This is a genomic window from Pseudomonas sp. 8BK (genome assembly GCF_902506475.1).
GTDB lineage: Bacteria > Pseudomonadota > Gammaproteobacteria > Pseudomonadales > Pseudomonadaceae > Aquipseudomonas > Aquipseudomonas anguilliseptica.
In genome coordinates this window covers 874178-899993 of record NZ_LR733252.1, presented here as the reverse complement: position 1 = coordinate 899993, position 25816 = coordinate 874178, and the positions used below count along the sequence as shown (strand labels likewise).

At 61.6% G+C, this 25816-nt stretch carries 32 protein-coding genes; 15 read left to right on the top strand and 17 right to left on the bottom strand.

Features of this window, described 5'->3' with window-relative positions; all coding sequences use genetic code 11:
- Positions 1–62: 62 nt before the first annotated feature.
- The 5 genes from ACIN8IBEIGE_RS04055 to ACIN8IBEIGE_RS04035 all read right to left on the bottom strand — a co-directional run bounded on the left by ACIN8IBEIGE_RS04055 (position 63) and on the right by ACIN8IBEIGE_RS04035 (position 3275).
- Complete coding sequence (locus ACIN8IBEIGE_RS04055) at positions 63–593, bottom strand: DUF1569 domain-containing protein (RefSeq protein WP_160013527.1); 531 nt, start codon at positions 591–593, stop codon at positions 63–65.
- Complete coding sequence (locus ACIN8IBEIGE_RS04050; RefSeq protein ID WP_160013526.1) at positions 572–1477, bottom strand: alpha/beta fold hydrolase; 906 nt, start codon at positions 1475–1477, stop codon at positions 572–574. The genes ACIN8IBEIGE_RS04055 and ACIN8IBEIGE_RS04050 overlap by 22 nt, the downstream gene beginning before the upstream one ends.
- On the bottom strand, positions 1474–2256 hold the full coding sequence (locus ACIN8IBEIGE_RS04045; protein ID WP_160013525.1) for a class II aldolase/adducin family protein: 783 nt from the start codon (positions 2254–2256) through the stop codon (positions 1474–1476). Before ACIN8IBEIGE_RS04045 ends, ACIN8IBEIGE_RS04050 begins: the two co-directional genes overlap by 4 nt.
- A 99-nt stretch (positions 2257–2355) precedes the next feature.
- Positions 2356–2823 carry a cupin domain-containing protein gene (locus tag ACIN8IBEIGE_RS04040; RefSeq protein ID WP_160013524.1) on the bottom strand — a complete coding sequence of 156 codons (468 nt, stop codon included), beginning with the start codon at positions 2821–2823 and terminating at the stop codon, positions 2356–2358.
- A complete protein-coding gene (locus tag ACIN8IBEIGE_RS04035; protein ID WP_160013523.1) occupies positions 2823–3275 on the bottom strand; it encodes a flavodoxin in 453 nt (150 codons plus the stop codon). Before ACIN8IBEIGE_RS04035 ends, ACIN8IBEIGE_RS04040 begins: the two co-directional genes overlap by 1 nt.
- Before the next feature lie 112 nt (positions 3276–3387).
- Between ACIN8IBEIGE_RS04035 and ACIN8IBEIGE_RS04030 the strand changes: the two genes are divergently transcribed.
- Together ACIN8IBEIGE_RS04030 and ACIN8IBEIGE_RS04025 are read left to right on the top strand one after the other, a co-directional pair.
- Positions 3388–3849, top strand: a complete 462-nt coding sequence (locus ACIN8IBEIGE_RS04030) for a PAS domain-containing protein (protein WP_090375320.1) — start codon at positions 3388–3390, stop codon at positions 3847–3849.
- Between the two features lie 51 nt (positions 3850–3900).
- Positions 3901–4512, top strand: coding sequence for a PilZ domain-containing protein (locus ACIN8IBEIGE_RS04025; protein WP_160013522.1), 612 nt, complete (start codon positions 3901–3903; stop codon positions 4510–4512).
- Positions 4513–4662: 150 nt separating this feature from the next.
- Here ACIN8IBEIGE_RS04025 and ACIN8IBEIGE_RS04020 read toward each other — a convergent pair whose 3' ends face one another.
- Together ACIN8IBEIGE_RS04020 and ACIN8IBEIGE_RS04015 are read right to left on the bottom strand one after the other, a co-directional pair.
- A complete protein-coding gene (locus ACIN8IBEIGE_RS04020) occupies positions 4663–6441 on the bottom strand; it encodes an acyl-CoA dehydrogenase C-terminal domain-containing protein (RefSeq protein WP_160013521.1) in 1779 nt (592 codons plus the stop codon).
- A gap of 208 nt (positions 6442–6649) precedes the next feature.
- Positions 6650–7603, bottom strand: a complete 954-nt coding sequence (locus ACIN8IBEIGE_RS04015) for a MerR family transcriptional regulator (RefSeq protein WP_160013520.1) — start codon at positions 7601–7603, stop codon at positions 6650–6652.
- A 91-nt stretch (positions 7604–7694) separates the two neighbouring features.
- Here ACIN8IBEIGE_RS04015 and ACIN8IBEIGE_RS04010 point away from each other — a divergent pair, with 91 nt between their 5' ends.
- Positions 7695–8120 carry a thiol-disulfide oxidoreductase DCC family protein gene (locus ACIN8IBEIGE_RS04010; RefSeq protein ID WP_160013519.1) on the top strand — a complete coding sequence of 142 codons (426 nt, stop codon included), beginning with the start codon at positions 7695–7697 and terminating at the stop codon, positions 8118–8120.
- A 4-nt stretch (positions 8121–8124) separates the two neighbouring features.
- On the opposite strand, the gene ACIN8IBEIGE_RS04005 is transcribed toward ACIN8IBEIGE_RS04010, so the two are convergent.
- Complete coding sequence (locus ACIN8IBEIGE_RS04005; RefSeq protein ID WP_160013518.1) at positions 8125–8421, bottom strand: hypothetical protein; 297 nt, start codon at positions 8419–8421, stop codon at positions 8125–8127.
- A 265-nt stretch (positions 8422–8686) separates the two neighbouring features.
- Here ACIN8IBEIGE_RS04005 and folM point away from each other — a divergent pair, with 265 nt between their 5' ends.
- From folM to ACIN8IBEIGE_RS03975, 6 genes are all read left to right on the top strand, one after another.
- A complete protein-coding gene (gene folM / locus ACIN8IBEIGE_RS04000) occupies positions 8687–9397 on the top strand; it encodes a dihydromonapterin reductase (protein ID WP_160013517.1) in 711 nt (236 codons plus the stop codon).
- Between the two features lie 22 nt (positions 9398–9419).
- Entirely contained in the window at positions 9420–9980 is a 561-nt protein-coding gene (folE, locus tag ACIN8IBEIGE_RS03995) for a GTP cyclohydrolase I FolE (RefSeq protein ID WP_160013516.1), read from the top strand.
- Positions 9980–10351 carry a dihydroneopterin triphosphate 2'-epimerase gene (gene folX, locus ACIN8IBEIGE_RS03990; protein ID WP_090375336.1) on the top strand — a complete coding sequence of 124 codons (372 nt, stop codon included), beginning with the start codon at positions 9980–9982 and terminating at the stop codon, positions 10349–10351. The genes folE and folX overlap by 1 nt, the downstream gene beginning before the upstream one ends.
- Before the next feature lie 99 nt (positions 10352–10450).
- Entirely contained in the window at positions 10451–10741 is a 291-nt protein-coding gene (locus ACIN8IBEIGE_RS03985; RefSeq protein ID WP_160013515.1) for a DUF1244 domain-containing protein, read from the top strand.
- Entirely contained in the window at positions 10741–11085 is a 345-nt protein-coding gene (locus ACIN8IBEIGE_RS03980) for a HopJ type III effector protein (protein WP_090375341.1), read from the top strand. The genes ACIN8IBEIGE_RS03985 and ACIN8IBEIGE_RS03980 overlap by 1 nt, the downstream gene beginning before the upstream one ends.
- A gap of 185 nt (positions 11086–11270) precedes the next feature.
- Positions 11271–11858, top strand: a complete 588-nt coding sequence (locus ACIN8IBEIGE_RS03975) for a putative glycolipid-binding domain-containing protein (RefSeq protein WP_090375343.1) — start codon at positions 11271–11273, stop codon at positions 11856–11858.
- A gap of 183 nt (positions 11859–12041) precedes the next feature.
- On the opposite strand, the gene trxB is transcribed toward ACIN8IBEIGE_RS03975, so the two are convergent.
- Positions 12042–12989, bottom strand: a complete 948-nt coding sequence (gene trxB, locus ACIN8IBEIGE_RS03970) for a thioredoxin-disulfide reductase (RefSeq protein ID WP_160013514.1) — start codon at positions 12987–12989, stop codon at positions 12042–12044.
- A gap of 268 nt (positions 12990–13257) precedes the next feature.
- On the opposite strand from trxB, the gene cysZ reads away from it, so the two are divergent.
- Entirely contained in the window at positions 13258–14010 is a 753-nt protein-coding gene (gene cysZ, locus ACIN8IBEIGE_RS03965) for a sulfate transporter CysZ (RefSeq protein ID WP_160013513.1), read from the top strand.
- A gap of 4 nt (positions 14011–14014) precedes the next feature.
- On the opposite strand, the gene ACIN8IBEIGE_RS03960 is transcribed toward cysZ, so the two are convergent.
- Positions 14015–15136 carry an SRPBCC family protein gene (locus ACIN8IBEIGE_RS03960; protein ID WP_160013512.1) on the bottom strand — a complete coding sequence of 374 codons (1122 nt, stop codon included), beginning with the start codon at positions 15134–15136 and terminating at the stop codon, positions 14015–14017.
- Between the two features lie 82 nt (positions 15137–15218).
- Between ACIN8IBEIGE_RS03960 and ACIN8IBEIGE_RS03955 the strand changes: the two genes are divergently transcribed.
- Complete coding sequence (locus ACIN8IBEIGE_RS03955; protein WP_160013511.1) at positions 15219–16121, top strand: LysR family transcriptional regulator; 903 nt, start codon at positions 15219–15221, stop codon at positions 16119–16121.
- A 58-nt stretch (positions 16122–16179) separates the two neighbouring features.
- On the top strand, positions 16180–17358 hold the full coding sequence (locus ACIN8IBEIGE_RS03950; protein WP_178124324.1) for a glycosyltransferase family 1 protein: 1179 nt from the start codon (positions 16180–16182) through the stop codon (positions 17356–17358).
- 22 nt (positions 17359–17380) lie between these two features.
- Here ACIN8IBEIGE_RS03950 and sfsA read toward each other — a convergent pair whose 3' ends face one another.
- Entirely contained in the window at positions 17381–18088 is a 708-nt protein-coding gene (gene sfsA, locus ACIN8IBEIGE_RS03945) for a DNA/RNA nuclease SfsA (RefSeq protein WP_160013510.1), read from the bottom strand.
- Complete coding sequence (locus ACIN8IBEIGE_RS03940) at positions 18078–19259, bottom strand: pyridoxal phosphate-dependent aminotransferase (protein ID WP_160013509.1); 1182 nt, start codon at positions 19257–19259, stop codon at positions 18078–18080. Before ACIN8IBEIGE_RS03940 ends, sfsA begins: the two co-directional genes overlap by 11 nt.
- Before the next feature lie 196 nt (positions 19260–19455).
- Between ACIN8IBEIGE_RS03940 and dksA the strand changes: the two genes are divergently transcribed.
- Together dksA and gluQRS are read left to right on the top strand one after the other, a co-directional pair.
- Positions 19456–19899, top strand: coding sequence for an RNA polymerase-binding protein DksA (dksA, locus tag ACIN8IBEIGE_RS03935; protein WP_090251641.1), 444 nt, complete (start codon positions 19456–19458; stop codon positions 19897–19899).
- A 60-nt stretch (positions 19900–19959) separates the two neighbouring features.
- On the top strand, positions 19960–20847 hold the full coding sequence (gene gluQRS / locus ACIN8IBEIGE_RS03930; RefSeq protein ID WP_160013508.1) for a tRNA glutamyl-Q(34) synthetase GluQRS: 888 nt from the start codon (positions 19960–19962) through the stop codon (positions 20845–20847).
- A gap of 33 nt (positions 20848–20880) precedes the next feature.
- On the opposite strand, the gene ACIN8IBEIGE_RS03925 is transcribed toward gluQRS, so the two are convergent.
- Together ACIN8IBEIGE_RS03925 and pgm are read right to left on the bottom strand one after the other, a co-directional pair.
- Positions 20881–21243 carry a winged helix-turn-helix domain-containing protein gene (locus ACIN8IBEIGE_RS03925; protein WP_160013507.1) on the bottom strand — a complete coding sequence of 121 codons (363 nt, stop codon included), beginning with the start codon at positions 21241–21243 and terminating at the stop codon, positions 20881–20883.
- A gap of 16 nt (positions 21244–21259) precedes the next feature.
- Positions 21260–22912, bottom strand: coding sequence for a phosphoglucomutase (alpha-D-glucose-1,6-bisphosphate-dependent) (gene pgm, locus ACIN8IBEIGE_RS03920; RefSeq protein WP_160013506.1), 1653 nt, complete (start codon positions 22910–22912; stop codon positions 21260–21262).
- Positions 22913–23040: 128 nt separating this feature from the next.
- Between pgm and ACIN8IBEIGE_RS03915 the strand changes: the two genes are divergently transcribed.
- A complete protein-coding gene (locus tag ACIN8IBEIGE_RS03915; protein ID WP_160013505.1) occupies positions 23041–23574 on the top strand; it encodes a hypothetical protein in 534 nt (177 codons plus the stop codon).
- A 33-nt stretch (positions 23575–23607) separates the two neighbouring features.
- Here the strand turns inward: ACIN8IBEIGE_RS03915 and ACIN8IBEIGE_RS03910 are convergent, their stop codons facing one another.
- Genes ACIN8IBEIGE_RS03910 through ACIN8IBEIGE_RS03900 form a run of 3 tightly spaced genes read right to left on the bottom strand, consistent with a single transcriptional unit; the run spans position 23608 to position 25567 of the window.
- Entirely contained in the window at positions 23608–23841 is a 234-nt protein-coding gene (locus tag ACIN8IBEIGE_RS03910; protein WP_160013504.1) for an anti-sigma factor, read from the bottom strand.
- On the bottom strand, positions 23835–24446 hold the full coding sequence (locus tag ACIN8IBEIGE_RS03905; RefSeq protein ID WP_160013503.1) for an RNA polymerase sigma factor: 612 nt from the start codon (positions 24444–24446) through the stop codon (positions 23835–23837). The genes ACIN8IBEIGE_RS03910 and ACIN8IBEIGE_RS03905 overlap by 7 nt, the downstream gene beginning before the upstream one ends.
- Positions 24446–25567 carry a beta-ketoacyl-ACP synthase III gene (locus tag ACIN8IBEIGE_RS03900; protein WP_160016304.1) on the bottom strand — a complete coding sequence of 374 codons (1122 nt, stop codon included), beginning with the start codon at positions 25565–25567 and terminating at the stop codon, positions 24446–24448. Before ACIN8IBEIGE_RS03900 ends, ACIN8IBEIGE_RS03905 begins: the two co-directional genes overlap by 1 nt.
- Between the last annotated feature and the right edge of the window lie 249 nt (positions 25568–25816).

The following is a 25816-nucleotide window of genomic DNA, read 5'->3' as shown; positions in this document are numbered from 1 at the left end:
CGCGCACTGGTCACAATAGATACGAGCAGCGCTGAATGGTGCGCAATAAAGCAGCGGGATAGTCAGGCTGGGCGGATCAGGCTCAAGTGGTTATACAGATGCAATACATGCGCCTGGGCATAGTCGGCATGGCTAAGCGCGCCGTAGGCAAAATGCGGCTGCAACTCGCCCTGATACGCGGCGAAGTCTGCAAACGCCTGCTGCAAACGCTGCAGCGCCTGGACCTGACTGGACGGTGAGTTCAAAGCTGCAGCGCCGGGAATGGCCTCACTCAGAGGATGTCGCATCGCCCCGCGCGCGGCAAAGACGCTGAACGCCAGCGGGCCGACACTGCTGCGAAACCAGGCAGGCTTGAGCTCGGGATACCCACTGATGGAGTACTCGATGCTCTGCGCGCAATGGTTGAACACTTCGGCCGGGCTCCAGCCTTTAAGGCTCAACAGCGGTTGATCGACCAAGCCGGCCAGCACCTGCTGCGCGCCCTCCAGGCTCAAGGCAGCGGGTGCCTCGCCGCAGGGCAATGCCCAGAAGCCGGCACCCAGAGCCGCCACACCACCGAGGGCGGCACCTTTCAGGACTGTGCGTCGTTGCATCGTTTGGCCTCCAGCCGTTGACGAAATTGCAGGTAATGCGTCAGCACCTGATCCGGTGCCTCGGTCTGCGGATAATGACCAGTGCCCTCCAGCAGCACAGTGTCTGGCTTGGCAATCAGCTCACGGTAACGCGCCACCATATGCGCCCCGGAAATTGGGTCGACTGCACCGTCGATCACCCGCATCGGCACCGCCGTAGCCTGCATCGCCGCCACCCAACGGTCACGGTTAACGCGGCGCTCGGGCATATAGCGGATCAAGCGATGCATCACCGCCGGACCGTTATTCGCGGCAATCAGGCTCCAGAAGCCATCCAGCTCACCGGCGCTCGGTTGAGTGTGCGGGCCAAACACCTGGGCAAAACTCTGCGCCAGCTTCTGCCGACTGAACAGCCGGCCAACCAGCGGGCCGATGGGGCTGAGCAGCAGCTTCTGCACCAGCACCGGATGGTGAGTTTCCGGAAACAACCCGCCATTGAGAAACACGCAACTGGCGAGCTGCACGCGTCCGTCCTGATGCCGCGCCAGCAGCTCTTGCGCCACGCTGTCGCCATAGTCATGGGCCAGTACATGCAGCGGTTTATCCACGCCCAGGTGCGCCAGCAGCGCCTGTTGCAGATCGGCCTGCTCCAGCAGGCTGTAGGCATGCCCACGCGGTTTGGCCGAGTCGCCAAAGCCGAGCATGTCACAGGCTATCACCTGATAGCGCTCCGCCAGCGCAGCCCACAGGTAGTGCCAATCCCAACTGGCAGTGGGAAAACCGTGAATCAGCAACAACGGCTCACCCTGCCCGGCCGTCCAGTAGCGGATGGCATGGCCGTTAAAGCTGAAGGTCTGCCCCGCGCTGCGCCAATCCGCCAGGGCAATCCCTGGCAGCGCCGTCATGCTGCGTAACCTGGCATCTGTTGATCCAGCTTGCGCAGCAGTGCCGGCCACGGCAGTGCGCCGCCCATGCCCTGCGGGCTTTTCATCACGCCGGCGATCATCGCCCGGGCGCCATCAAGAATCTGTTGCGGGATATGGATCAGCTCTGCCCCGCCGCTCTGCGCCATCACCTGAATCTCGCAGGCGCGCTGCAGGGTGAACATGCCGAGGAAGGCATCGGCGATGCTGCCGAAGGCGGTGAGCAGGCCGTGGTTAGGCAGGATCATGAAATTCTTGTCGCCCAGATCCGCCTGCAGGCGCGACTTCTCGTCATGGTTAAGCGCCACGCCTTCATAGCCGTGGTAGGCCAGGCTGGCGAGAACGAACAGCGACTGCTGCGACAGCGGCAACAAACCCTGTTTCTGCGCCGACACGGCGATGCCCGCCGGGGTGTGGATATGCAGCACACACCCGACGTCGTGACGCACCTCATGCACGGCGCTGTGGATGGTGTAGCCGGCCGGGTTGATATCGAACGGGCTGTCCATCAGCTTTTTACCGGAGAGGTCGATCTTCACCAGGCTCGAGGCGGTGATCTCATGGAACATCAGGCCATAGGGGTTGATCAGGAAATCTTCAGTGCCGGGAATCTTCGCCGAGATATGGGTGAAGATCAGATCATCCCAGCCATACAGGGCAATCAGTCGGTAGCAGGCGGCCAGGTCCACCCGCGCCTGCCACTCGGCGGCGGAAACCTGATCCTTGAGGCTGACAACAGGCAGTGCGTGGGCAACGGTCATGGTGGATTCCTCGGCTTTTGTTATTAAAGTGCCCAGGAGTCTAGCGAGGGATGCCGCAAAGGTGAGTCGCTCTGGCGGCCAGCGTGGTGGCCTTGCAGGTCAAACCAGCTCGGGATGCAGCTGCGCCAGCAGGGGCCAGTCGCGTTGGGCCTCAAGGTTATCACTGAGCAGCTGGAAGCCGGCAAAGTCGAAACCCGGCGTCACCGTGCAGCCCACCAGGGTAAAAGCCCCGGTGCTGCGCGCCGCCTGCCAGGCATGTGCCGGTACCAGGCGCTGCGGCAGTTGGCCAACAGTCACCGGGCCAAGACGAGCACAGCGCACCGCATCGGGCTGCTCGGCCAGCAGCAACTCCAGCGGCGCGCCTTCATAGAAGTGCCAAAGCTCGTCGGCATCCACCCGGTGCCAGCGGCTGACCGCGCCGGCGGGGAGCAGAAAGATGATCGCCGTGCCGCACAGGCGGCCGCCGTCCAGCTGCGCTGACGACTCATACAGACGGCGGTAATAACCACCTTCCGGATGCGCCTGCAGTTGCAGCGCCGTGATCAGCTCCTGAGCGCGCGGGTGCATCAGCCTTGCAACGCCACGATAAAGTCCGCCAGCCAGGGCTCGGCGTCGGTTTCCGGGGTCACGCTTTCGCTGCTGTCCAGGCGCAGCATCGGCTGCACTTCACGAATGCCCAGCTCGGCATACAGCTCGCGCACCAGCTCGCCGCCGCCGCAGAAGGTATCGCCGTAGCTGGAGTCGCCGAGGGCAATCACCCCACCCGGCAAGCCGTTCCAGGCCGGCAGATGATCACGGATGGCGTAGTACAGTGGCTGCAGGTTATCCGGTAATTCGCCCATGCCGGTGGTCGAGGTCACCGCCAGAAAGGCTTCGGGCGCAAAGGCCTGAATATCTGCCAGGCTGGCGCACGGGTTGTGCCAGGCCTCATGGCCGGCGGCCTTGAGCAGACGCTCGGCGTGGCGGGCAACTTCCTCGGCGGTGCCGTACACCGAGCCGGAAAGAATGGCGATTTTCATGCAGAACTCCGAAACAGTCAGAACCAAATCGATAAGCCCGGCATTATGCCGCAAGTAGACAGCCCGCCCGGATGTTTTAGAATGCAGCCGACATAGCCTGGGAAATCGCCTCATGATCAACGCCAAACTGCTGCAACTGGTGATCAACGCCTCCAACGACGGCATCGTGGTGGCCGAACAGGAAGGCGACGACAACATCCTGATCTATGCCAATCCCGCCTTCGAAAAGCTCACTGGCTACACCAGTGAAGACATCCTCTATCAGGATTGCCGCTTCCTCCAGGCCGACGACCGCGACCAGCCGGGCCTGGCCGCCATCCGCGAAGCGGTGAAGAACCATCGCCCATGTCGGCAGATCATCCGCAACTACCGCAAGGACGGCAGCCCGTTCTGGAACGAGCTGTCGATCACCCCGGTGGTCAATGACGCCGACCAGCTGACCTACTACATCGGCATCCAGAAGAACGTCACCGAACAGGTCGAGGCCCAGGAGCGGGTCAAGCAACTGGAAGCCGAACTGGCCACCCTCAAGGCTGAGCTGGCGCGCTTACAGGCGACGACCGGCAGTAACTAATCCTCAAAGCAGCGGTCACAACAGCTCCAGAGCCCGATGTAGACCGCTTCCATGCAAGAACAGGCACTTCTGACCCAGGCAGAACTGGCGTTTATCCGCCAGCTGCATCAGCCCGGCCCAGCCGAACAGCGCAGCCAACCGCACCTGTCGATGGACATTGCCAAGCAGCTCAGCGAACTGCTCTCGCACTACACCGCCAATGAACCGCTGAGCCTGCACGCGCATATCGCCAATCAGCACCTGACCTTCGACCTGCACCTTAACCAGGATGAGCAGAACACGCCCTATTTGCAGCTCAGCGCTCCGCAGATTTTCGATGAAGGCGAGATCAACCGCGCCTGGCGCTCGCCCCTGCCCGAGCCGTTGCCGCTGCACACGCCAAGTGCGCAGCCGAGCGGTCTGTGGATTCATCAGCTGTCGATGAATGGTGCGTTGATCGAACATCGGGCACGGCGCAAAGCTCCCAAGCGCTTTCATCTGGTGTTGCCGGTAGACGAGCACACGCCGATTGCCGTGACTGGGGTTTTTGTCCGTGAAACCGAAGGCGGCCTGCTGGCCTACCAGCTGCACACCCTCGACCCGCAAAGTGACGAGCAGCTGCGCCGGTTTATCTACCAGCAACACCTGCAACAGGAACAACGACTGCATGCCGGGCGCCGCTAAGGCCAGCGACAGACGTTGAGCAAATCCCAGACAAAAAAAGACCCGCATTCAGGCAGGCCTAAAGTGCAGGCAAAACGCCTGCAGCAGGGATAAAAAAATCCGATAACCGAAAATGGGCGGAACTTGTGGCTATCGGATTGCGCAGTCGTTTTAGGCAGCAAATTCCTCATCACTGAAAGCCATCAGGGTATCTTTGCCGGCCTTGACCTCAGCCAGCAGGCTGTCGGTTTCAGTCAGAATGCGCGCCATAAAGAAGTCGGCAGACTTCAGCTTGGCGCCGTAGAACAGGGCTTCCGTGCTGCCGGCCGCCAACTTGGCCTTGGCTACCGCAGCCATGCGCGCCCACATCCAGGCCAGACTGGTCAGGGCAAACAGACGCAGATACGGCGTTGCAGCCGCACCGGCCTGCTCGGGGTCTTTCATCCCCTCGCTAGCGATCCACAGCGTGGCCTGCTGCAACTGCTTGAGCGCAGCAGCTACTGCAGCCACATGCTCAGCCTCGGCGCTGGCCTTGAGCCAACCTTCAATCAGGGCAAAGTAACTACGCACTGCACGTCCGCCACCCAGACCCAGCTTGCGGCCGACTAGGTCAAGCGCCTGAATACCGTTAGTGCCTTCGTAGATACGGGTAATCCGTGAATCACGCACCAGCTGCTCGATGCCCCAGTCTTCGGTGAAGCCGGAACCGCCGAGCACCTGCAAGCCTTCGTTGGCACAGTTGAAGCCCTCATCGGTGAGGAAGGCCTTCACCACCGGTGTCAGCAACTGCACCAGGTCATCGGCCTGCTCGCGCACTGCTGGGTCTTCGTGATCATGCGCAACGTCTTCATGCAGGCCGGTGAAATAGGCCAGCGCGCGGCAACCTTCGATCATCACCTTCTGACGCAGCAACATGCGCCGTACATCCGGATGCACGATGATCGGGTCGGCCGGCTTATCCGCCGCTTTCGGGCCGGATAACGAGCGGCTCTGCAAGCGCTCCTTGGCAAATCCGAGGCTGACCTGATAGGCACTTTCGGCAATACCGAGGCCCTGCATGCCGACCATCAGGCGCGCCGAATTCATCATGGTGAACATGCACTTGAGGCCCTTGTTCGGCTCACCGATCAGCCAACCTTGGGCACCTTCGAAATTCATTACGCAGGTGGCAGAGCCCTTGATGCCCATCTTGTGCTCCAAGCCGCCGCAGAAAGCAGGGTTGCGGCTGCCGTCCTCAAGAATCTTGGGCACCAGGAACAGCGAAATACCTTTCACGCTATCCGGTGCATCGGGCAGCTTGGCCAGTACCAGATGCAGGATGTTGTCAGCCAGATCGTGCTCACCACCGGTGATCCAGATCTTGGTGCCGCTGATGGCATAACTGCCGTCAGCCTGCGCTACGGCACGGGTGCGGATCAGGCCCAGGTCGGTGCCACACTGCGGCTCGGTCAGGCACATGGTGCCTGTCCACTCGCCACTGATCAGTTTCGGCAGATAGCGCTCTTGCAACTCACGAGCACCGTGAGCGGTCAACGCGTTAATCGCGCCGTGGGTCAGCCCCGGATACATGCCCAGCGACAGGTTCGCCGAGCAAACCATCTCCTCAACCATCATGTTCAGCACATGGGGCAGGCCCTGGCCGCCAAACTCAGGCGAGCACGCCTGTGCGGTCCAGCCGCCTTCGGCGAATTGCTGATAGGCTGCACGATAGCCATCCGGGGTTTTTACCGATTTGCTCTGCGGATCGTAGGCGCAGCCTTGCTTGTCGCCTGACCCATTCAATGGGGCCAGCACGTTTTCCGCCAGCTTGGCGGCTTCTTCCAGAATGGCGCCACCGAGGTCGTTTCCGAACTCGCGCTGGCTAGGCAGCGACTGCAGGGTGGCATAAGCGTCGAGCACCTCGTCAAAAACGAAACGCATATCGCGAAGGGGTGCGCGGTATTGGGTCATGTTGCTCAGTCCTCAAGCTGTACAAGCGAATTTAAGCTATACACAAACAATCAATGTATAGGTTTTGTATAGCCTAAAGACCCAGATAGCAAGCAATTTTCTGTACAAGATGTACAACTAATCGGAATCAGCAACAAATTGCAGGCAGGCAAAAGCGCAGTTGCCATAACGGCGACTGCGCTTATTCAGGCGTGCTTAATAGAAGAAATCAGGTATCCAGGTGGCCAGCCAGAAACTGCTGCAGGCGGCGCTGCATCAGGCGACCTTCGTTACCCAGGCAGGCAATCGGCGAACCGCTGAGGCTTTCCTCGGCCAGATCGGCACCATCGCCGGCCATCACCAGCGGACAATCCAGCGCCAGCGCCAGACGTGAGAGCACCTTGGGCAAGTCATCGCTGGGCGGCTGATTGGAGAACAGCACCAGTGCCTGGGGCTGCATTTTTTCACAGATCAGGGTCAGCTCTTCCAGCGGCTGGCCTAGCCCGAGCACGCTGACAGCGGTGTCGGCACTGCTCAGCAGCAATCCGGCAACCAGCAGCTCCAGTTCGCGGCAATGGCCCGGCAAGGCCGCCAGCAGTACACGTTCCTCAACCTGGGCGCGCAGCACCTGCAGGCGCTGCAAGGTACGGGCACGCAGAAAGGTATCGAGAAACAGCCACTCGCTGGTCTGGCCGTATTCGTCCTGACGCAGCAGCAGCTCCTGCCACAGCGGCATGAGGATGTCCTGGAACACCACCGGCAGCGGGTAGCTGGAGAAAATCTGGCCGTACAGCCGATCCAGGCGCAACTCGTCGAAGGCACTGATGGCGCGGCGCAGTTGGGCTTGCCACTCACCCCACTCGCTGGCGCTGACCTCTTCATAAACCGGAGAACTGGCAGATTTTATCGAGCTGCTTTTGGCCAGAATCTTGCCAACCTTGCTCACGGCCACACCGCGCTCGATCCACGCCAGAATGCTGCGCACCGACTCGATATCCACCTGCGAATACAGGCGATGACCGCTGTCGGTGCGGGTTGGCTGGATCAGCCCATAGCGCCGTTCCCAGGCCCGCAGGGTGACTGGATTGACGCCGGTCAGGCGCGCCACTTCACGAATAGGAAAGAGCTCTTCCTGCTTGAGGGCACTCGAAACGAGGGACGCAGTACCAACGTGATCGGACATGGGCGCAGGTATCACAGAAAAAATGTTGCCCGCATTGTAACTCAGCTATTTTCGGCATACTTTGTACAAAACCTATACAAAGAGTTAAACCATGAACAAGCAACCGCACTGGCCTCTTACCCTCTACTACGATGGCGATTGCCCACTGTGTGCGCGCGAAATCCAACTGCTGCGTCAGCGTGCCGATGTGCAGCGTCTGTGCCTGGTCGATATCGGCCTCGATGACTTTCATCCCGAATCCGTCGGCCACAGCCGAGAAACCCTGCAGAACCGCCTGCATGCACGCTTCGCCGATGGCCAATGGGTGACCGGCCTGGATGCCACGCTGTGGAGTTGGAGCGCTGCCGGCCTTGAGCGCTGGGTCACTCCATTGACCTGGCCAGCATTACGGCCTCTGCTGGAGCTGGGTTATCGACTTTTCTGCCGGTTACGCCCGCACCTTGACTGGCTGCCTCACCCGAACGCCAGCCGGCGCTGCAGAAACGCCGCCTGCACTGTCAGCAGAAAGTCGCGATAAGCCATCAGTACAGCTTGATCCACAACCCCGGATCAGGCTCAAGCAACGTGGGGCGAGCAATAATTTCATCGTGGCTTTCCGGCTGCAGCAACAACATCTGCCGCACTCCGCAACGGCGCAGGCGCGCCTTGAGTAATGCCAATCCAGGCCACAGCGCACGCCCCGACGCATGCTCCAGCGTGCGCACGTCGCCAGCCTTGCTGACCACCTGCACCTTGTAGCCACTGCAGCGCAGGGTGAGCACCTCAACATGGCGCACCTGCCCACACAGCACTGCAATGCTCAACTGCCAAGGCTTCATAACGGCACACACCTGTACAATAAAACCAATTTTGTACATGACAAAAACAATTTTATTAAGCCCGCCTGTAGAAAAAATACCGATACAGCTCAATGAAATAGGCTAAATGACCTGAAACAGACCAGTACCCTCACGGGGCGCATGGTTGTACAAAGATTGTTGCTGGTATAACTTTACCCCTGGTTCAGTCGAGGTCACGCCCTACTGGTCAGGTAACCCGGCGCAGCGTCGCTGAACCCACCCTTTTCTTTCTGCCGAGTCGAGCATGAGCGCTAGCGCCGCCCCCATCCTGATAACCGGAGCCAGCCAGCGCATTGGCCTGTACTGCGCCGAACGCCTGCTGGATGACGGTCATGCAGTGATCATCACCTACCGCAGCGAGCGCGACGGCATCGAGACACTCAGGCAACGCGGCGCGCTGGCCCTACAGGCGGACTTTGCCAGCGAAGCCGGCATTCTGGCGTTTATCGAGCAACTCAAAGCACACACCGACAGCCTGCGCGCCATCGTGCACAACGCCTCCGACTGGCTGGTGGAAACACCTGGCGAGGAAGCCGCAGCCTTTCAGCAGCTGTTCAGCGTGCACATGCTCGCGCCTTACCTGATCAACCTGCATTGTCAGCCGCTGCTGGCGCGCTCAACCCCGGCCGATATCGTCCATATCAGCGATGACGTGGCCCGTAAAGGCAGCGCCAACCGGCCGGCCTATTGTGCCAGCAAGGCTGGGCTGGACAGCCTGACGCTGTCGTTTGCCGCACGCTTCGCCCCGCAGATCAAGGTCAACGGCATCGCCCCCGCGCTGATCCTGTTTAACCCGGACGACGACGCCAATTACCGCAGCAAAACCCTGAATAAATCGGCACTGGGCATCGAACCCGGGCCTCAAGTGATCTACCAGAGCTTGCGCTACCTGCTCGACAACCCTTACGTCACCGGTACCACACTGACTGTCAACGGCGGCCGCCATCTCAAATGAGCCTGGCCGCGAGGACCTTGCAATGACTCCAGAACTGCCCAACCACTATCGCGAGATCCTGCTCGGCGTTGGTGAAGACCCCGAACGCGAAGGCCTGCTGGACACGCCCAAGCGTGCCGCCAAGGCCATGCAGTACCTGTGCAACGGCTACCACAAGAGCCTGGAGGAAGTGGTCAACGGCGCGCTGTTCGAGTCGGATAACGACGAGATGGTGATCGTCCGCGATATCGAGCTGTACTCGCTGTGCGAGCATCACATGCTGCCGTTTATCGGCAAGGCTCATGTGGCCTATATCCCCACCGGCAAGGTGCTTGGCCTGTCGAAGGTCGCGCGCATCGTCGACATGTTCGCGCGGCGCCTGCAGATCCAGGAAAACCTCACCAAGCAGATCGCCGACGCGATCCAGCAGGTCACCAACGCCGCCGGCGTAGCCGTAGTGATCGAAGCCAAGCATATGTGCATGATGATGCGCGGCGTGGAGAAGCAGAACTCGGTAATGACCTCCTCGGTGATGCTTGGAGCCTTCCGTGAATCCTGCAACACTCGCCACGAATTCCTGCAACTGATCGGACGGAGCAAGTAATGCCGCGACTGGAACCTGGGATGGCGCGCATCCGCGTCAAAGACCTGCGCCTGCGCACCTACATCGGCATCAAGGAAGAGGAGATCAACAACAAGCAGGACGTGTTGATCAACCTGACCATCCTCTATCCCGCAGTGGAAGCGGTGCGTGATAACGATATCGACCACGCACTCAACTACCGCACCATCACCAAGGCAGTGATTCGCCACGTCGAAGAAAACCGCTTCGCCCTGCTGGAACGCATGACCCAGGAGATTCTCGACCTGGTAATGGCCAACCCGGACGTTCGCTACGCCGAAGTTGAAGTCGACAAACTGCACGCCCTGCGCTTTGCCGAGTCAGTATCGATCACCCTCGCCGGGCACCGTTAGTCGATTCCCGGTGTGCCCTGCGCCGGGTCGTTGCCGCCAGACGGGCATGCTCTTATCATCGCCGCCACGCACTCCCGCCTGCCTTTAGAGAGCATTGCCATGACCGAGCAAGAACGCCTCGAACTTGAAGCCGCCGCCTTTCGCAGCCTGGTGCAACACCTGCGTTCGCGCCCCGACGTGCAGAACATCGACATGATGAATCTCGCCGGTTTCTGCCGTAACTGCCTGTCCAAATGGTTCAAGGCCGCCGCCGACGATATCGGTGTGGCCATCACCCCGGATGAGGCCCGCGAAGAGGTCTACGGCATGCCGTATGCCGAGTGGAAAGCCAAATACCAGAAGGAAGCCAGCGCCGAGCAGCAGGCAGCCTTCAGCAAAGGGAAAAAGTAATGAGCGACCTCAACGACTTTCGCGCCAAGCTGCGCAGCGAACACTTCACCTTCGCCGAAACCCTGGCGTTTATTGCCGAGCACTACCAGTACCAGCCCAGCGCCTTCAGCAATGGCACCGTGCACAACCCTACTGGGCAGAACGAAGGCTCATGCAAAACCCTCGGCCTGGCCCTGCTCGAAGGTCTGAGCCTGGAAGAAACCCTGCTGTGCTTTGGCGAGCACTACCGCAGCGTATTGGCCACTCCGAGCGGCAGTGATCACGGCAATATCCGCGCACTGATGGACACCGGCCTGGCTGGCGTACGTTTCGAGCAGCCGTCGCTGCAGCGCAACAACCTGTAATCACACGCTTGAGCTAACGAGCAAGAACTTGCGCAACTGTCGGCAAAAGCTGACAGACATCACAGTTGAATCCCCCTATGCTGCGCGCCATTACTTGAACGAGAACACCAGGGAAGGTGCTCCGTGCTGCGTCATGGCCGCGCTTCCCCGGTTTCTCCAACCCTACCTGGCTTGGAGTCGCTTAGATGCAGCAGACCTTGGTATGGAAACCATGGCACAACCCCGGCGTGGAAAACCTGCGCCTGAACATCGATGAACACGGCATCAACGCCACCAGTCATCTGATGCAGAGCCTGCAGGGCCACAGCATCGCCGCCACCTACGTGCTCAACTGCGACCCACGCTGGCGCTTTCGCCGCCTGTGGCTGAAGGTCGACAACCATGGCCAACGCAGCCTCAACCTCAAGCGCGACATCCGTGGCAACTGGTTCCACAACGGCGAACCACGCCCGGACCTCAGCGAATGCCAGCAGGTGATGCTCTCCGAATCGCCCTTCACCCACACTCCTGCTCTGCAGCGCTGCGCCCTGGAAACCGGGCAGAGCGAACTGCTGCAAGTCGCCTATGTCGACCTGCTGACGCTCAAGGTGGAAGCACGCAGCCAGCGCTACCAGCGCCTGCGCGAAGAAGGCGGCAGAACCCTGTACCGCAGCGAAGCGCAGGGCAAAAAGAGCAGCGAACTGACCGTCGATGAACACGCTCTGCTGGTCAAAGCCAGCGATCAGTTTCTGCGCATGAGTTCGCGGGACTTGAAGCTCAATACCTGGGTCTGAGAAGCCACCGCTGATGTGGGAGGGGCTTTAGCCGCGACAAACCACAAAAACTCGCCGCTAAAGCGCCTCCTACGAAGCCCTCATCGCCCGTACAGATGCTTTCCTCGGACACATAAAAATGCCGCCGACCTGATCCCGGTCGGCGGCATTGCGGTTCACATCAAGGCCTTTGCACTCTCAGGCTTATTGACCGTCGAGATAACGCTCAACATCCAGCGCCGCCATGCACCCGGCACCGGCCGAGGTGACCGCCTGGCGGTAAACGTGGTCGGCTACATCACCGGCAGCAAATACGCCGGGAATACTGGTGGCCGTGGCATTGCCCTCGCGGCCACCGTTGACCACCAGATAGCCATCTTTGAGCGCCAGCTGGCCCTCGAACAACGAGGTGTTCGGCGTATGGCCGATGGCGACGAACAGACCGTCAACGCTCAGCTCGTCAAAGCTGCCATCGTTGTTCTTCACCCGCACACCGGTCACGCCCATGTTGTTGCCGAGCACTTCATCCACCTCGGCATTCAGCTTGAGCACGATCTTGCCTTCGGCGACCCGCGCCTGCAGCTTGTCCTGCAGAATTTTCTCGGCGCGGAAGGTTTCCCGGCGGTGTACCAGGGTCACCTGGCTGGCAATATTGGCCAGGTACAGCGCCTCTTCCACAGCGGTGTTGCCGCCACCGACCACCGCGACCTCGCGGTTGCGGTAGAAGAAACCATCGCAGGTGGCGCACGCGGAAACGCCCTTGCCCATAAAACGTTCTTCACTGGGCAAGCCCAGGTAACGGGCGCTAGCCCCAGTGGCGATGATCAACGCATCGCAGCTGTAGGTGCCGCTGTCACCGACCAGGGTGAACGGCTTGCCGGCCAGGTCCACAGCATTGATATGGTCATAGACGATTTCCGTCTCGAAGCGCTCGGCATGTTCCTGCATGCGCTGCATCAGCGCCGGCCCGGTCAGGCCATGCACATCACCTGGCCAGTTATCCACCTCGGTGGTGGTGGTCAGCTGGCCGCCAGCCTGCAGCCCGGTAATCAGCAGGGGCTTGAGGTTGGCCCGCGCGGCGTAGACAGCAGCGCTATAGCCGGCAGGGCCGGAGCCCAGAATGATCACACGAGCATGACGATTGGCAGACATCAGCAACTCCACCCGGCAGCGCCGGCAGCAATAAAAAGGGACTTCCGGGAGTACCTAGGGGAAGGCAGTAAGGTCAGAAGCCCCGCAAAGGGATGACGCGCAGCCTATGCCCGCCCCGCGCATGGCGGAAATATGCTTTGCCAATGCCTTGCATAGGCAAGCGCTATAACACCGGCCGACAATCGTTAGCGCCCGTTGCAGAGGCTTTCACCTGCCACACAAAGCCGGTAAGGTCGGCGCGACTTCAACCTCGCGGAGACTCCCACCCATGCCTGCTCCCGTACTGACCGGCCCGCAATACCTCAGCGAAGGCCTGAAACTGGTCCTGAGCCCCGGCCTGCGGCTGTTTGTGCTGCTGCCCCTGACGATCAATTTGATCCTTTTCATTGGCCTGATTTACCTGGCCATGCAGCAGTTCGGTGGCTGGGTCGACACCTTTATGCCCAGCCTGCCGAGCTGGCTGGGCTTTCTCGAATACATACTGTGGCCACTGTTTGTAGTGCTGGTACTGCTGATGGTGTTCTTCACCTTCACCCTGCTGGCCAATATCATCGCGGCGCCGTTTAACGGCTTTCTCGCGGAGAAGGTCGAAGTGGTGGTACGCGGGCAGGATGATTTTCCGCCGTTCAGCTGGGCCGAGCTGATGGCCATGGTACCGCGCACCCTGGGCCGCGAGCTGCGCAAGCTGGGCTACTTTCTGCCGCGCGCCATTGGCCTGCTGATCCTCAGTTTTATCCCGGTAGTCAATCTGATCGCCGCACCGCTGTGGCTGCTGTTTGGCGTGTGGATGATGGCGATTCAGTACATCGACTACCCGGCGGACAACAACAAGATGAGCTGGCAGGACATGCTCGCCTGGTTGCGTGAAAAACGCTGGCAGAGCCTGGGCTTTGGCGGTATCACCTACGCTGCGCTGTTGGTGCCAGGGCTGAATATCCTGATGATGCCGGCAGCCGTGGCCGGCGCCACGGTGTTCTGGGTGCGTGAACGCCAGGAGCAGGCGCTCACGTCCACGTCCTAAGTCATCACCCCGCAGGCTGGCTGCACTCAAGCACCGCGCGCAGCGCCTGCATCGAGGCCAGGGATTCGCGCTCGATGCGCCGGCTTAGCAGCAGGCGGTTGGCCAGACGCATCAGCACACCGTCGAAACCGTATTCCAGGGTGCGCACGAACTCGCAACCGCCCTCCACTTCCAGGCACTCGTAGGTCAGCAGCAGCCCCAGGCCGTGATCGCCACGGGCGCTGGCTTGCCAGCGGCGTGCCGGTTGATAGTCGAGCACATCCCAGCACAGATGGCCGGCGCGGCCACCAGCGTGGATATCTTCCTCAAACACGTCACCCACAAGCAGTACACCATCGCGGCCGTAGATATGTAACGACGACGGATGCCATTCGGGCCAGTGAATGGGGGCGGCGGCATAACTCAGCACCTCGTCCGCAGGGCGGGCGATATGCACGCGATGCTGCTGGCGGTTCTGCTGATAGGTCGGCTCAGGCTCCCAATGCAGGGTGCCGTACAGCCAGTCCATCAGCGGATGAACGATGCCGAAGTTGCGCGAATGCATCAGCTCACGGCGATGGTGCAGCGCATGCAAACGACGCATCTGACGAATCCACGGCAGGCTCGAAACCGGGTGTTCGTCTGGCAGATGCTCGCACGCGTGCACCACCTCGTAGCTCATATACCCCAGCAGCATGCTGCCGGCGAACAGCGCGGCCAGGTTGCCGTCGATAGCCGCCAGCACCCACCAGATACCCAGCAGCGGCAGACTGTAGAGCACGATCAGCCAGGCCGGAAAGAGGATCACCCGCCAGTCGCGCGGCGTCTCGTAACGCATCTGGCCTTCGACGAAAAAGCTGTGGTGATCGCCGGTGTGGCGCTTGTAGAACAGCTGGCCGAAGCGCGTCTTGTGGTGCCCCAGGCGCTTGTGCACCTGGTACTCGCCCCAGCTGAAGAACACCAGAGTCAGCGGTACCAGCAGCCACTGCCAGAGAGCCACCGCATCCAGGGTGCGCCACAGCAGGCTGATGCAGGTCAGGCCGTAGGCCAGCACAAAGCCGGCATGCAGCCAGGGGTTGTACAGCGGGTGGATGGCATCCCGATAACGTGTGCGGAAAGCCTGGGCATTGTCGTTGTTATAGGCCACGGCATGACTCCTGTGCGGATTGACAGCAGTCTAGGCGCGGTCAGATCATTCGAATAATGGATATTTGAAAAGAGCATTATTCTTGATTACGAATTTGCGCCAACTCGACCTCAACCTACTGCTGGTCTTCGATGCGCTGATGCAGGAGGGTAACCTGACCCGCGCCGCCGAGCGCCTGCACCTGAGCCAGTCGACGGTGAGCAACGCCCTGGCCCGCCTGCGCCAGCAACTGGGTGAAGAGCTGTTCCTGCGTACCGCCCGCGGCATGACGCCCACCGCACGCGCACAGGCCCTGTATGTGCCGGTACGTCAGGCGCTGCGCCTGCTGCAGACCGGCCTGGGCCCGGCCGAGCCGTTTGATCCGCAAACCCCGTACGCCTTCAGCCTGTCGCTTAACGACTACGCGCAAGCCGCGCTGCTGCCCATGTTGCAGGCGCATTTGGCGCGCAGCGCCGCTCAGGTCGAGCTGCTGGTGCAAGCCGATGATGCCGACAGTCTGGTGCAGCGCCTGGAAAGCGGTGCGCTGGACCTGGCCATCGACTACCTGCACTTCGATTCGCCTGACCTGCATTACGCGCCGCTGCGCGAAGAGCCTCTGGTGGCTATCGGCCGCGCCGGACACCCGGCCTTCGCCGGCGGGCTGAGCCTGGAGAATTACCAACAGGCGCGGCATATCACGGTAACGCCGCGCGCCGGGCGTGGTTCGCCACTGGAAATCGTCCTCGGCTCGGCCAGGGTGCGCCGGCAGGCGGCGCTGCATCTGCCCAACTACCTGCCGATCCCGGCCATCGTTGCTCAGACCGACCTGCTCGGCACCGTGCCCGCGCGCCTGGCCGAAGCCTTCGCTCCGGTGCATGCGCTGGAAATCGCGCCGCTGCCCTTCGATATGCCGCCGGTGCAGGTCAGCCTGATCTGGCATCAGCAGCAGCACCTCGACCCGGCGCATGCCTGGCTGCGTCAGCAGTTGATCGAACTGCTCGACTGAAATACAAACGCAATCAAAGCGTCACAGTCATTACATAGCGGCAGCGGACACTGCCGTCATGAGCACAGCTTCCCTGCATATCGCGCTGATCAGCGAAACCTTCCCGCCGGAAATCAACGGCGTGGCCAATACCCTCGGGCGCCTGGTCGACGGCCTGCGCGGCCATGGCCATCGCGTGCAACTGGTACGCCCGCGACAAAACGTCGACCCGCGCGGCGCGGTCGATCAGGATTTACTGCTGACCCGCGGCTGGCCGCTGCCCGGCTACCCCGGTTTGCAGTGGGGTCAGTCGTCGATGCACAAACTGCTGCGCAACTGGCAACGGCAGCGCCCGGATGTGTTGTATATCGCCACCGAAGGGCCGCTGGGCCTGTCCGCCCTGCGCGCCGCGCGGCACCTGCAGATCCCGGTGGTCAGCGGTTTTCACACCAACTTCCAGCAATACACCGGGCATTACGGCTTTGGCCTGCTAACCCGCCTGCTGACCAATTACCTGCGCTGGTTCCATAACCGCTCGCAGATGACCCTGGTGCCCAGCGTCAGCCAGCAGATCGAACTGCAACGCCGTGGCTTCGACAATCTGGAACTGCTCTCGCGGGGCGTCGACAGCCAGCTGTTCCACCCGGCCAAACGCTGTGCGGCTTTGCGCGAGCGCTGGGGCCTGGCGGAACAGGACATCGCCATCTTGCATGTCGGCCGCCTGGCCGCAGAAAAGAACCTGGCCCTACTTAGCAAGAGCTTTCAGGCGCTGCAACAGGCGCACCCGCAACGGCGGCTGAAACTGATTCTGGTCGGCGATGGCCCGCAGCGCGCCAACCTCCAGCAGCAACTGCCGGAGGCGGTTTTCTGCGGCCTGCAGCGCGGTGAAGAACTGGCCGCGCATTACGCTTCGGGCGACCTGTTTGTGTTTCCCAGCCTGTCGGAAACCTTCGGCAATGTGGTGCTCGAAGCCCTGGCCTCAGGGCTTGGCGTGGTGGCGTTTGATCAAGCGGCAGCGGCGCAGCATATCCGCCACGGGCATAACGGCGCGTTGGCGGTGGCAGAGGACGAACAAGGCTTTATCGACGCCGCCAGCTGGCTGCTCACCGACCACGAGGGCCTGCGCCGGGTGCGCCTGAATGCCCGGCTGCATGCTTCACGCCAGGGTTGGCCGGCGATTGTCGAGCTGTTCGAGCAGCATCTGCGCAACGCCATGCAGCCTGTGCAAGCGTTACCGGCCGGCAGAACGCAGCATTGAAGAGGGGCGGACAGGCCCGTTCCTACAACCGCACATCCAGACGCTTGATCAGCTGCACACCCTGAGCGCTAATCGCCGCGCCGTAAGCCAGCACTTCCACACCGGCGCTCACCGCCTCACGCAAAGCAGCGGCGTAGGCCGGGTCGATTTCTTCGGCCGGGCGCACCGCGTCGATGTCCGTCAGGTTCACGCAATACAACTGCACCGCGCGAATGCCCTCACGGGCCAGTGCCGCCAGTTCACGCAGGTGTTTGCTGCCGCGCTCGGTGCGCGCATCGGGAAAGGCGGCGACACGGCTATCGGCAAACCCCAGAGTTACGCTCTTGACCTCGACAAACGCCACGCCTGTGGGGTAGTCCAAACGGAAATCGATCCGGCTGCGTTCCTGACCATAAGGCACTTCGCGCCTGAGGCTGGTAAAACCGTTCAGCTCGCTGATCAGCCCGGCGCGCAACGCTTCCTCCACCAGGGCATTGGCGCGCCCTGTGTTGATCACCGCCAAACGGCCGTGCGGCGTTTCGCCGATCTCCCAGCTGCCCGGCAGCTTGCGCTTGGGGTCGTTACTGCGACTGAACCAGATGCGCGCGCCCTCACTCATGCAGTTGAGCATCGAGCCAGTATTGGCGCAGTGGATAGTCAGCAGCTCACCGCTGGCGGTCTCGATATCAGCGAGAAAGCGCTTGTAGCGACGCAGCAGGCGCCCTTCTTCCAGTGGCGGATCAAACTGCATGGGGCTTCCAGCTGTTCAAACCACGTTTGATGCGATCCACCGCCTGCTGCAGACGCGGCAAATCCTGGGTGTAGGCAAAACGCACATGCTGCGCGGCCTGGTAGCGGCCGAAATCCAGGCCAGGGGTAAAGGCCACATGCTCGGTTTCCAGAAAGTGCTGGCAAAAGGCAAAGGCATCACCGCCGAAGGCGCTGATATCGGCATATAAATAGAAGGCGCCTTCCGGCTCCACGGCGATCTTGAAGCCCAACTCACGCAACGCCGGCAGGAGGAAGTCGCGGCGGCGCTGAAACGCGTGGCGGCGCTGTTCGAGAATCTCCAGGGTCTGCGGCTGAAAACAGGCCAGCGCGGCATGCTGAGCCATGCTCGGCGCGCTGATATAGAGGTTCTGCGCCAGCTTCTCCAGCTCCGGCACCGCAGCTGGTGGCGCCACCAGCCAGCCCAGACGCCAGCCAGTCATGCCGAAATATTTGGAAAAACTGTTGAGCACGAAAGCCTCGTCGTCCACTTCCAGCACGCTGGCAGCGTCCACGCCATAGGTCAGGCCGTGGTAGATCTCATCCACCACCAGATGCCCGCCGCGCGCTTTCAGCGCCTGGGACAGCCCGCCCAGCTCGTCGCGGCTAAGCAAGGTGCCGGTCGGGTTGGCCGGGGATGCCACCAACGCACCAACGCTATCCTGGTCCCAATAGCGCTCGATCAGCTCGGGCGTCAGCTGATAACGCACATCCGGGCCAACCGGAACCAGCTGCGCCGCGCCTTCGACCAGGCGCAGAAAGTGGCGATTGCAAGGGTAACCGGGGTCGGCCAGCAGCCAGTGCTTGCCGGGGTCAACCAACAGGCTGGTGGCCAGCAGCAAGGCGCCCGAGCCGCCCGGGGTGATCAGAATGCGCTGCGGGTCGATATCCAGACCGTAACGCTGGCCATAGAAACTGGAAATCGCCTCACGCAGGGCCGGCAGGCCACGCGCAGCGGTGTAACGGGTGTGGCCATCGGCCAGGGCCGCCTGCCCGGCGGCGACAATCGGCGCGGCAGTGGTGAAGTCCGGCTCGCCGATTTCCAGGTGGATCACATCATGGCCGTCGGCCTGCAACTGATTGGCCCGGGCCAGCAGCGCCATCACGTGAAAAGGTTCTATGGCGCGGCTGCGCGCACTGTAGGACTGGGCCATGGGACTGCCTTGGTCTGGATTAAGCCGCGGATTCTAAAGCATACCCGGCGCAGCTTCGACAACCGGGAGTGGCGCAGGCCGAGTTGTTCTGGTAAGTTCGCCCGCTTGCAGCCGCAGGGCCGCTTCTACCCAAGGTAGGATCGGCAAGGGACACCGTCCTGCGCAGTGGATTAGAGAGAGTGAGAGGCGGTCATCCATGCCCACCAAAGCAAAAGCAAAAAGCAGCCAACTGACTCGTGGTTTTGAGCCCTATAAAGAAACAAAGGGCGAGGAATACATGGGTGAGCCGATGCGCGCCCACTTCACCGGCATCCTCAACAAGTGGAAGCTGGAATTGATGCAGGAAGTTGATCGTACTGTGCACCACATGCAGGACGAAGCAGCCAACTTCCCCGATCCAGCGGACCGCGCCAGCCAGGAAGAAGAATTCAGCCTGGAACTGCGTGCCCGTGATCGCGAGCGCAAGCTGATCAAGAAGATCGACGAAACCCTGCAACTGATCGAAGACAACGACTACGGCTGGTGCGATTCCTGTGGCGTCGAAATCGGCATCCGCCGACTGGAAGCCCGCCCCACCGCCACCCTGTGCATCGATTGCAAGACGCTGGCGGAAATCAAGGAAAAGCAGATCGGTTCCTGATCTGACCCAGAGGGTGCTTCGGCACCCTCTGTTGTTTCTGCCTCCCTGTGTGCGCTACAGATGAACACGCCCGCCTATATCGGCCGCTTCGCCCCCACCCCTAGCGGTTATCTGCACTTCGGCTCACTGGTCGCAGCTCTTGCGTCCTACCTTGATGCGCGCGCGGTAAACGGCCGCTGGCTGCTGCGCATGGAAGACCTCGACCCACCACGGGAAGTCGCCGGGGCTCAGGCCGGGATTCTCAGCACCCTGGAAAGCTATGGCTTCGAATGGGATGGCGAGCTGGTACGCCAGAGTGAGCGTCACGGCGAGTACACCGCCCTGGTCGAACGCCTGCTCAGCCAGGGCCTGGCCTACGCCTGCACCTGCTCACGCAAGCAGCTGGAAAGCACTCAAGGCATCTACCCCGGCACCTGCCGCAATGCCGGCCACGGCTTTACAGATGCCGCCATTCGCCTGCGCGTGCCGGAGCTGAGCTACCACTTTGTCGACCGCGTGCAGGGTGATTACCGCCAGCACCTGGGCCGCGAGGTCGGCGACTTTGTGATTCGCCGTCGCGATGGCCTGTATGCCTACCAACTGGCGGTGGTGCTCGACGATGCCTGGCAGGGCGTGACCGATGTGGTACGTGGCGCCGACCTGCTCGACTCCACCCCGCGCCAGCTGTATCTGCAGGAGCTGCTCGGCCTCTCGCAACCGCGCTACCTGCATGTGCCGCTGATCATCCAGCCGGATGGCCACAAGCTGGGCAAATCCTACCGCTCGCCACCGCTACCGGCCGACCAGGCCACGCCACTGCTGATTCGCGCCCTGCGTGCGCTTGGCCAGCAGTTGCCGGACGGCGCCAGCCATGGCCAGCCTGCTGAACTGCTGCGCTGGGCCAGTCAGCACTGGGACGCTACACGTATTCCGCACAGCCTGACGCTAGCCGAAGCGCAATTGCGCTGATCAGCCAGTACTCGATAAGCACCGTAATCGGGTTCAGCTGTCAGTTGGCGGGGCATCAGCCAAAAAATCGGCCAACTCATCGCAACCACTCTGCACCGCCGCCAGCGCCTGCGCGCAGAGCGCCCGATAGCGCTGCAGAACCTGTTCACCGGTTTCAGTCAATTGCGTGCCGCCACCGTGTTTGCCGCCGGCCAGGGTGCTGACCAGCGGCTGCCGGAAACTGCGGTTCATGGTTTCCACCAAGAGCCATGCACGCCGATAGGACATGCCCATGGCGCGCGCAGCCCCGCTGATCGAGCCGTGCAGAGCAATCGCCTCAAGCAGATCCGCCTTGCCGGGCCCGAGCGCGATGTCAGTGCCGTTATGCAGGCGAATTTTCAGATCGAGGCGATACATAGGCATGCTCACGGGGTTATGGCGCAACCAAGGCCGCATCGACGATCTGCTGCGCCTCACTGAAGATGCGCTGCAGATGCGCCTCATCACGGTAGCTCTCGGCGTAGATCTTGTAGATATCCTCGGTGCCGGATGGCCGCGCGGCGAACCAGCCGCCTTCGCTGATCACCTTGATGCCGCCAATCGCCGCGCCATTGCCCGGCGCCTTGTCGAGCACCTGAATGATGGCGTCGCCAGCCAGTTCACGGTTACTGATCTGCGCTGGGGAGAGTTTGCCCAGGACCTTCTTCTGCGCCGCTGTAGCCGGCGCATCGACGCGGTCGGCATAGATGGCGCCGAACTCGTTGCTCAGGCCCTGATACAGCTCGCCAGGGTCACGCCCGCTTACGGCGGTCATCTCTGCGGCCAGGAGGGCCAGGGCGATACCGTCCTTATCGGTGGTCCAAACCCGGCCATCACGGCGCAGAAAGGTCGCCCCAGCGCTCTCCTCGCCGCCGAAACCCAGCGAGCCGTCGAACAGGCCGCCGGCAAACCATTTGAAGCCCACCGGCACTTCCTGCAGCGGGCGACCCAGGCGCGCGGCGACGCGATCAATCATTGCGCTGCTGACCAGGGTTTTGCCCACCGCTGCTGTGGCGCTCCACTGCGGGCGATGCTGGAACAGGTAATCGATGGCCACACTGAGGAAGTGGTTGGCCGGCAGCAGGCCGACGCTTGGCGCGACGATGCCGTGGCGGTCGTAGTCGGTGTCGCAGGCAAAGGCGATGTCGTAGCCGTTCTTCAGGCCAATCAGGCGCTGCATGGCATGACTGGAGGACGGATCCATGCGGATCTGCCCGTCCCAGTCCAGGCTCATAAAGGCGAACTGCGGATCGATAATCTCGCTCACCACGCCCAGATTGAGGCCGTACTGCTCGGCGATGCGACCCCAGTAATGCACCCCGGCGCCGCCCAACGGATCGACGCCCAGGCGCAGTCCAGCGGCGCGGATCGGCGCGAAGTCGATGACATTGCCCAGGTCATTCACATAGCTGCCGAGGTAATCGTATGCCTGCACATTGGCCGCCTGCCGCGCCTGCGCCAGGGGCATGCGCTTGACCTCGCGCAGGCCGCCTTCGAGCAGCGCATTGGCGCGATTTTGCACCCAGGTGGTGATATCGCTGTCGGCCGGTCCGCCGTTGCAGGGGTTGTACTTGAAGCCGCCGCTGTCCGGTGGGTTGTGCGAGGGAGTAATGACGATGCCGTCGGCCAGGCCCGAACTGCGGCCCTGGTTGTGCACCAGAATGGCCTGACTGACCGCCGGCGTCGGGGTGAACTCACCGCCCGCGGAGATCAGGGTCTGCACGCCATTGGCCGCCAGCACTTCAATTGCGCTGTCCAACGCCGGCGCCGACAGCGCATGGGTATCGGCACCGATAAACAGCGGGCCGCTGATGCCTTGACTGCTGCGGTAATCACAGATCGCCTGACTGATCGCCAGCACATGCGCCTGGTTGAAGCTGTGCACCAGGGAGCTGCCACGATGCCCGGAAGTGCCAAACGCCACCCGCTGGCTGGCTACACTGGGATCCGGCTGCAGGTCGTAATAGGCCGCCAGCAGCGCGACGATGTCGGTCAACAGGGAAACAGGAGCCGGCTGACCGGCCAGAGGGTGGACATGTGCGCTCACAAACACTCCTGGAAGATGGAACCCAGTAAAAGTGCGCAAGCTTAACAGGCCATGCCGCGTAAACGCAGCGCGACACGGCCATTTCCGGCTATCCTTGCCGGCCTCTTTTATGCCGCAGGATGACCCCAATGAAAGCCCAGCTCGAAGAATTGATCAGCAAAATAAGCTCGGGCTGCATGCTGCCGGAAGAAGTCGCGCGCATCGCCGATGAGGCCGCCCAGGCCTACGCCGACCCGCAGGCGTTTCTCGTAGCCAACCCGGACATCAATTTCGACGACAGTTTCCCGATTCCGCTGGGCGAATGGGTGGTGATCGGCAGCCTGCCGGAAACCGTGCTGTTCCAGGCAGACAGCTATGACGAACTGTTCCAACAGATCACCGAGTCGTTTGGCCCTGAGGTGAGCTTTGTGCTCAAACCCAAACAGCTGGTGAAAGTCGAGCCACTGAAAGCGCTGAACCGCATCCAGGTGCAACTGTCCAGCCTGTCACCGGAAACCAAGGGTTATGTCTTGCTGGATTTCAGCGAGCCGCTGGATGACGAGCTGCAAGCCGTACTGGTGTACAGCACAGACTTGGCGCGGGTGATGGAGCTGGCGGTGGAGGTCGGCATCTACGCTGCACCAGCCTATGAAGCGCTAAAAGCCGCACAAGACGCCGAGTAAAACCGGCAGTGAGCCAGGCCAGTGGCCTGGCGATCAGGAATGATTACGACGCAACTCGGCCAGCTTGGCGGCCAAGGCATCCAGCTCGGCGCTTTGCCCGGGCGGCAGTTGGCGCAGCACCGCCTGGCTCAGGCGCATCTGTTTGATAAACCGCCGGCAGTGCTGACACATGGCCAGGTGCAGGCGTACTGACATGCGCGAACGCAGGCCGAGCTGACCATCGAGAAACTCGCTGGAGCGGGCCACCAATTCCTTGCAACTCAACATTGGCCGGTCTCCTCAAAATGCTCCAGGGTGGCAAATACCTTGAGCCGTGCACGGTGCAGTAGCACCCGCACATTGGAGAGCGAGACCTGCAAAAGATTACAGATCTCCTCCAACTCCAGCCCTTCGCGCTCACGCAGGTGCAACACGCTGCCCTGCAGCTCGGACAGACTGGCCAGGGTTTTCTCCAGGCATTCGCGCAATTCGCCCTCGGTGAGCAGGGCTTCCGGGGAGTCGTGATGCCAGGCATGCGGCGCCAGCAGCCAGTGGCCATCGCCACTGAAACGCTCATCACCGATGCTGCCGTGGGGCGAGGGAATGTCGTCGAGCAGCACTTCACGGCGATTGCCCTTGAGGCGGGTTTTCGCGGTATTGGCGGTGATGGTCAGCAGCCAGGTCTTCAGGCTGGAGCGCGCCTGAAAGCCATCGAGGCTGCGCACCACAGCCAGCCAGGCGTCCTGCACCACTTCATCGGCATTACGGCTGCCGACAATGGCAAAGGCCACCGCGCGCATTGCCCCCTGATAGGTAGCAACCAGTTCGCGGTAGGCCTTCTGTTCACCTGTACGCAGACGCGTCAGCAGCGCCTGATCAGCTGGGTAATCCATCAATGCTTACGCAGGATCACGCTACCAATCGAGTAGCCCGCACCGAACGAGCTGAGCACACCCAGGGCGCCGCTCGGCAGGTCTTCCTGGTATTTGTGCAGGGCGATGACCGAACCGGCCGAGCTGGTGTTGGCGTAGGTGTCGAGAATTACTGGCGCTTCGCCTGGCTCGGCATCACGGCCGAGCAGCTTGCGCGCGATCAGCAGGTTCATGTTGAGATTGGCCTGGTGCAGCCAGAAGCGCTTCACATCGCCGACGTTCAGCTTGTTTTCGGCCAGGTGTGCGGCAATCAGCTCGGCAACCATCGGGCAGACATCCTTGAACACCTTGCGGCCTTCCTGGACGAACAGCTTGTCGCGTGCACCAACACCCTCTTCCGCACAGCGGTTGAGGAAGCCGAAGTTGTTGCGGATGTTGTTGCTGAACTGGGTGATCAGCTTGGTGCCGACGATATCGAACTGGTAGTTCGAGGTGGCCTGGTCGGCGCGCTCGATGATCACCGCCGTGGCGGCGTCACCGAAGATAAAGTGGCTGTCGCGGTCACGGAAGTTCAGGTGGCCGGTGCAGATTTCCGGGTTAACCATCAGAATCGCGCGGGCCTGGCCCAGCTGAACGCTGTTGGCCGCCGCCTGGATGCCGAAGGTGGCCGAGGAACACGCCACGTTCATGTCGTAACCGAAACCCTGGATGCCCAGTGCGGCCTGCACTTCAATCGCCACAGCCGGGTAGGCGCGCTGCAGGTTGGAGCAGGCCACGATCACCCCGTCGATATCGGCGGCGGTCTTGCCGGCACGGGCCATGGCGTCCTTGGCGGCGCCGACGGCCATCTCACAGAGAATGCCCCAGTCTTCATTGCTGCGCTCCGGCAGGCGCGGCGCCATGCGCTTGGGGTCGAGGATGCCGGCCTTGTCCATGACAAAACGGCTCTTGATGCCCGAGGCTTTTTCGATAAAGCCGCTGCTCGACTCGCTCAGCGCTTCGACTTCACCGCTGGCGATGGCCGCGGCGTTGTCGGCATTGAATTGCTGGACGAAGGCGTTGAACGACTCGACCAACTCATCGTTGGAAATACTGTTTGCCGGGGTATAGAGGCCGGTACCACTGATCACGACGTTATGCACAGTCATTCCTCTTTGTTCTTCGCCGCAGGCAGCGGCCAATTAGGCAATACGCCCAGGGCAGGCTAGGCCATGGGCAAAAAAACGGCTGACAGGCTCAGCAAACTCGATCCATGAAACGTCCTGTTACGAGCCACGGAGTTTGCCACAGCCTGGGGTGTTTCGTCCGCTCAGCACGTCAGGCCATGCACAACAAAGCTGCCGGCTATTGAGGCAAAGATGCTCATAACGTGGAGCAAGACACATCGCGCA

Excerpts from the sequence above, each read along its gene's own strand:
- ACIN8IBEIGE_RS04045 (WP_160013525.1), bottom strand. The coding sequence starts at position 2,256 with ATGACCGTTGCCCACGCACTGCCTGTTGTCAGCCTCAAGGATCAGGTT.
- ACIN8IBEIGE_RS03980 (WP_090375341.1), top strand. The coding sequence starts at position 10,741 with ATGAGCGACCTCAACGACTTTCGCGCCAAGCTGCGCAGCGAACACTTC.
- gluQRS (WP_160013508.1), top strand. The coding sequence starts at position 19,960 with ATGAACACGCCCGCCTATATCGGCCGCTTCGCCCCCACCCCTAGCGGT.
- cysZ (WP_160013513.1), top strand. The coding sequence starts at position 13,258 with ATGCCTGCTCCCGTACTGACCGGCCCGCAATACCTCAGCGAAGGCCTG.
- folX (WP_090375336.1), top strand. The coding sequence starts at position 9,980 with ATGCCGCGACTGGAACCTGGGATGGCGCGCATCCGCGTCAAAGACCTG.
- ACIN8IBEIGE_RS04005 (WP_160013518.1), bottom strand. The coding sequence starts at position 8,421 with ATGAAGCCTTGGCAGTTGAGCATTGCAGTGCTGTGTGGGCAGGTGCGC.
- dksA (WP_090251641.1), top strand. The coding sequence starts at position 19,456 with ATGCCCACCAAAGCAAAAGCAAAAAGCAGCCAACTGACTCGTGGTTTT.
- ACIN8IBEIGE_RS04035 (WP_160013523.1), bottom strand. The coding sequence starts at position 3,275 with ATGAAAATCGCCATTCTTTCCGGCTCGGTGTACGGCACCGCCGAGGAA.
- ACIN8IBEIGE_RS03940 (WP_160013509.1), bottom strand. The coding sequence starts at position 19,259 with ATGGCCCAGTCCTACAGTGCGCGCAGCCGCGCCATAGAACCTTTTCAC.
- ACIN8IBEIGE_RS03915 (WP_160013505.1), top strand. The coding sequence starts at position 23,041 with ATGAAAGCCCAGCTCGAAGAATTGATCAGCAAAATAAGCTCGGGCTGC.
- ACIN8IBEIGE_RS04025 (WP_160013522.1), top strand. The coding sequence starts at position 3,901 with ATGCAAGAACAGGCACTTCTGACCCAGGCAGAACTGGCGTTTATCCGC.
- ACIN8IBEIGE_RS03985 (WP_160013515.1), top strand. The coding sequence starts at position 10,451 with ATGACCGAGCAAGAACGCCTCGAACTTGAAGCCGCCGCCTTTCGCAGC.
- ACIN8IBEIGE_RS04055 (WP_160013527.1), bottom strand. The coding sequence starts at position 593 with ATGCAACGACGCACAGTCCTGAAAGGTGCCGCCCTCGGTGGTGTGGCG.
- ACIN8IBEIGE_RS04050 (WP_160013526.1), bottom strand. The coding sequence starts at position 1,477 with ATGACGGCGCTGCCAGGGATTGCCCTGGCGGATTGGCGCAGCGCGGGG.
- ACIN8IBEIGE_RS03910 (WP_160013504.1), bottom strand. The coding sequence starts at position 23,841 with ATGTTGAGTTGCAAGGAATTGGTGGCCCGCTCCAGCGAGTTTCTCGAT.
- ACIN8IBEIGE_RS04040 (WP_160013524.1), bottom strand. The coding sequence starts at position 2,823 with ATGCACCCGCGCGCTCAGGAGCTGATCACGGCGCTGCAACTGCAGGCG.
- ACIN8IBEIGE_RS03950 (WP_178124324.1), top strand. The coding sequence starts at position 16,180 with ATGAGCACAGCTTCCCTGCATATCGCGCTGATCAGCGAAACCTTCCCG.
- folM (WP_160013517.1), top strand. The coding sequence starts at position 8,687 with ATGAGCGCTAGCGCCGCCCCCATCCTGATAACCGGAGCCAGCCAGCGC.
- ACIN8IBEIGE_RS03975 (WP_090375343.1), top strand. The coding sequence starts at position 11,271 with ATGCAGCAGACCTTGGTATGGAAACCATGGCACAACCCCGGCGTGGAA.
- sfsA (WP_160013510.1), bottom strand. The coding sequence starts at position 18,088 with ATGCAGTTTGATCCGCCACTGGAAGAAGGGCGCCTGCTGCGTCGCTAC.
- ACIN8IBEIGE_RS04015 (WP_160013520.1), bottom strand. The coding sequence starts at position 7,603 with ATGTCCGATCACGTTGGTACTGCGTCCCTCGTTTCGAGTGCCCTCAAG.
- ACIN8IBEIGE_RS03905 (WP_160013503.1), bottom strand. The coding sequence starts at position 24,446 with ATGGATTACCCAGCTGATCAGGCGCTGCTGACGCGTCTGCGTACAGGT.
- trxB (WP_160013514.1), bottom strand. The coding sequence starts at position 12,989 with ATGTCTGCCAATCGTCATGCTCGTGTGATCATTCTGGGCTCCGGCCCT.
- ACIN8IBEIGE_RS04020 (WP_160013521.1), bottom strand. The coding sequence starts at position 6,441 with ATGACCCAATACCGCGCACCCCTTCGCGATATGCGTTTCGTTTTTGAC.
- ACIN8IBEIGE_RS04030 (WP_090375320.1), top strand. The coding sequence starts at position 3,388 with ATGATCAACGCCAAACTGCTGCAACTGGTGATCAACGCCTCCAACGAC.
- folE (WP_160013516.1), top strand. The coding sequence starts at position 9,420 with ATGACTCCAGAACTGCCCAACCACTATCGCGAGATCCTGCTCGGCGTT.
- ACIN8IBEIGE_RS04010 (WP_160013519.1), top strand. The coding sequence starts at position 7,695 with ATGAACAAGCAACCGCACTGGCCTCTTACCCTCTACTACGATGGCGAT.
- ACIN8IBEIGE_RS03925 (WP_160013507.1), bottom strand. The coding sequence starts at position 21,243 with ATGTATCGCCTCGATCTGAAAATTCGCCTGCATAACGGCACTGACATC.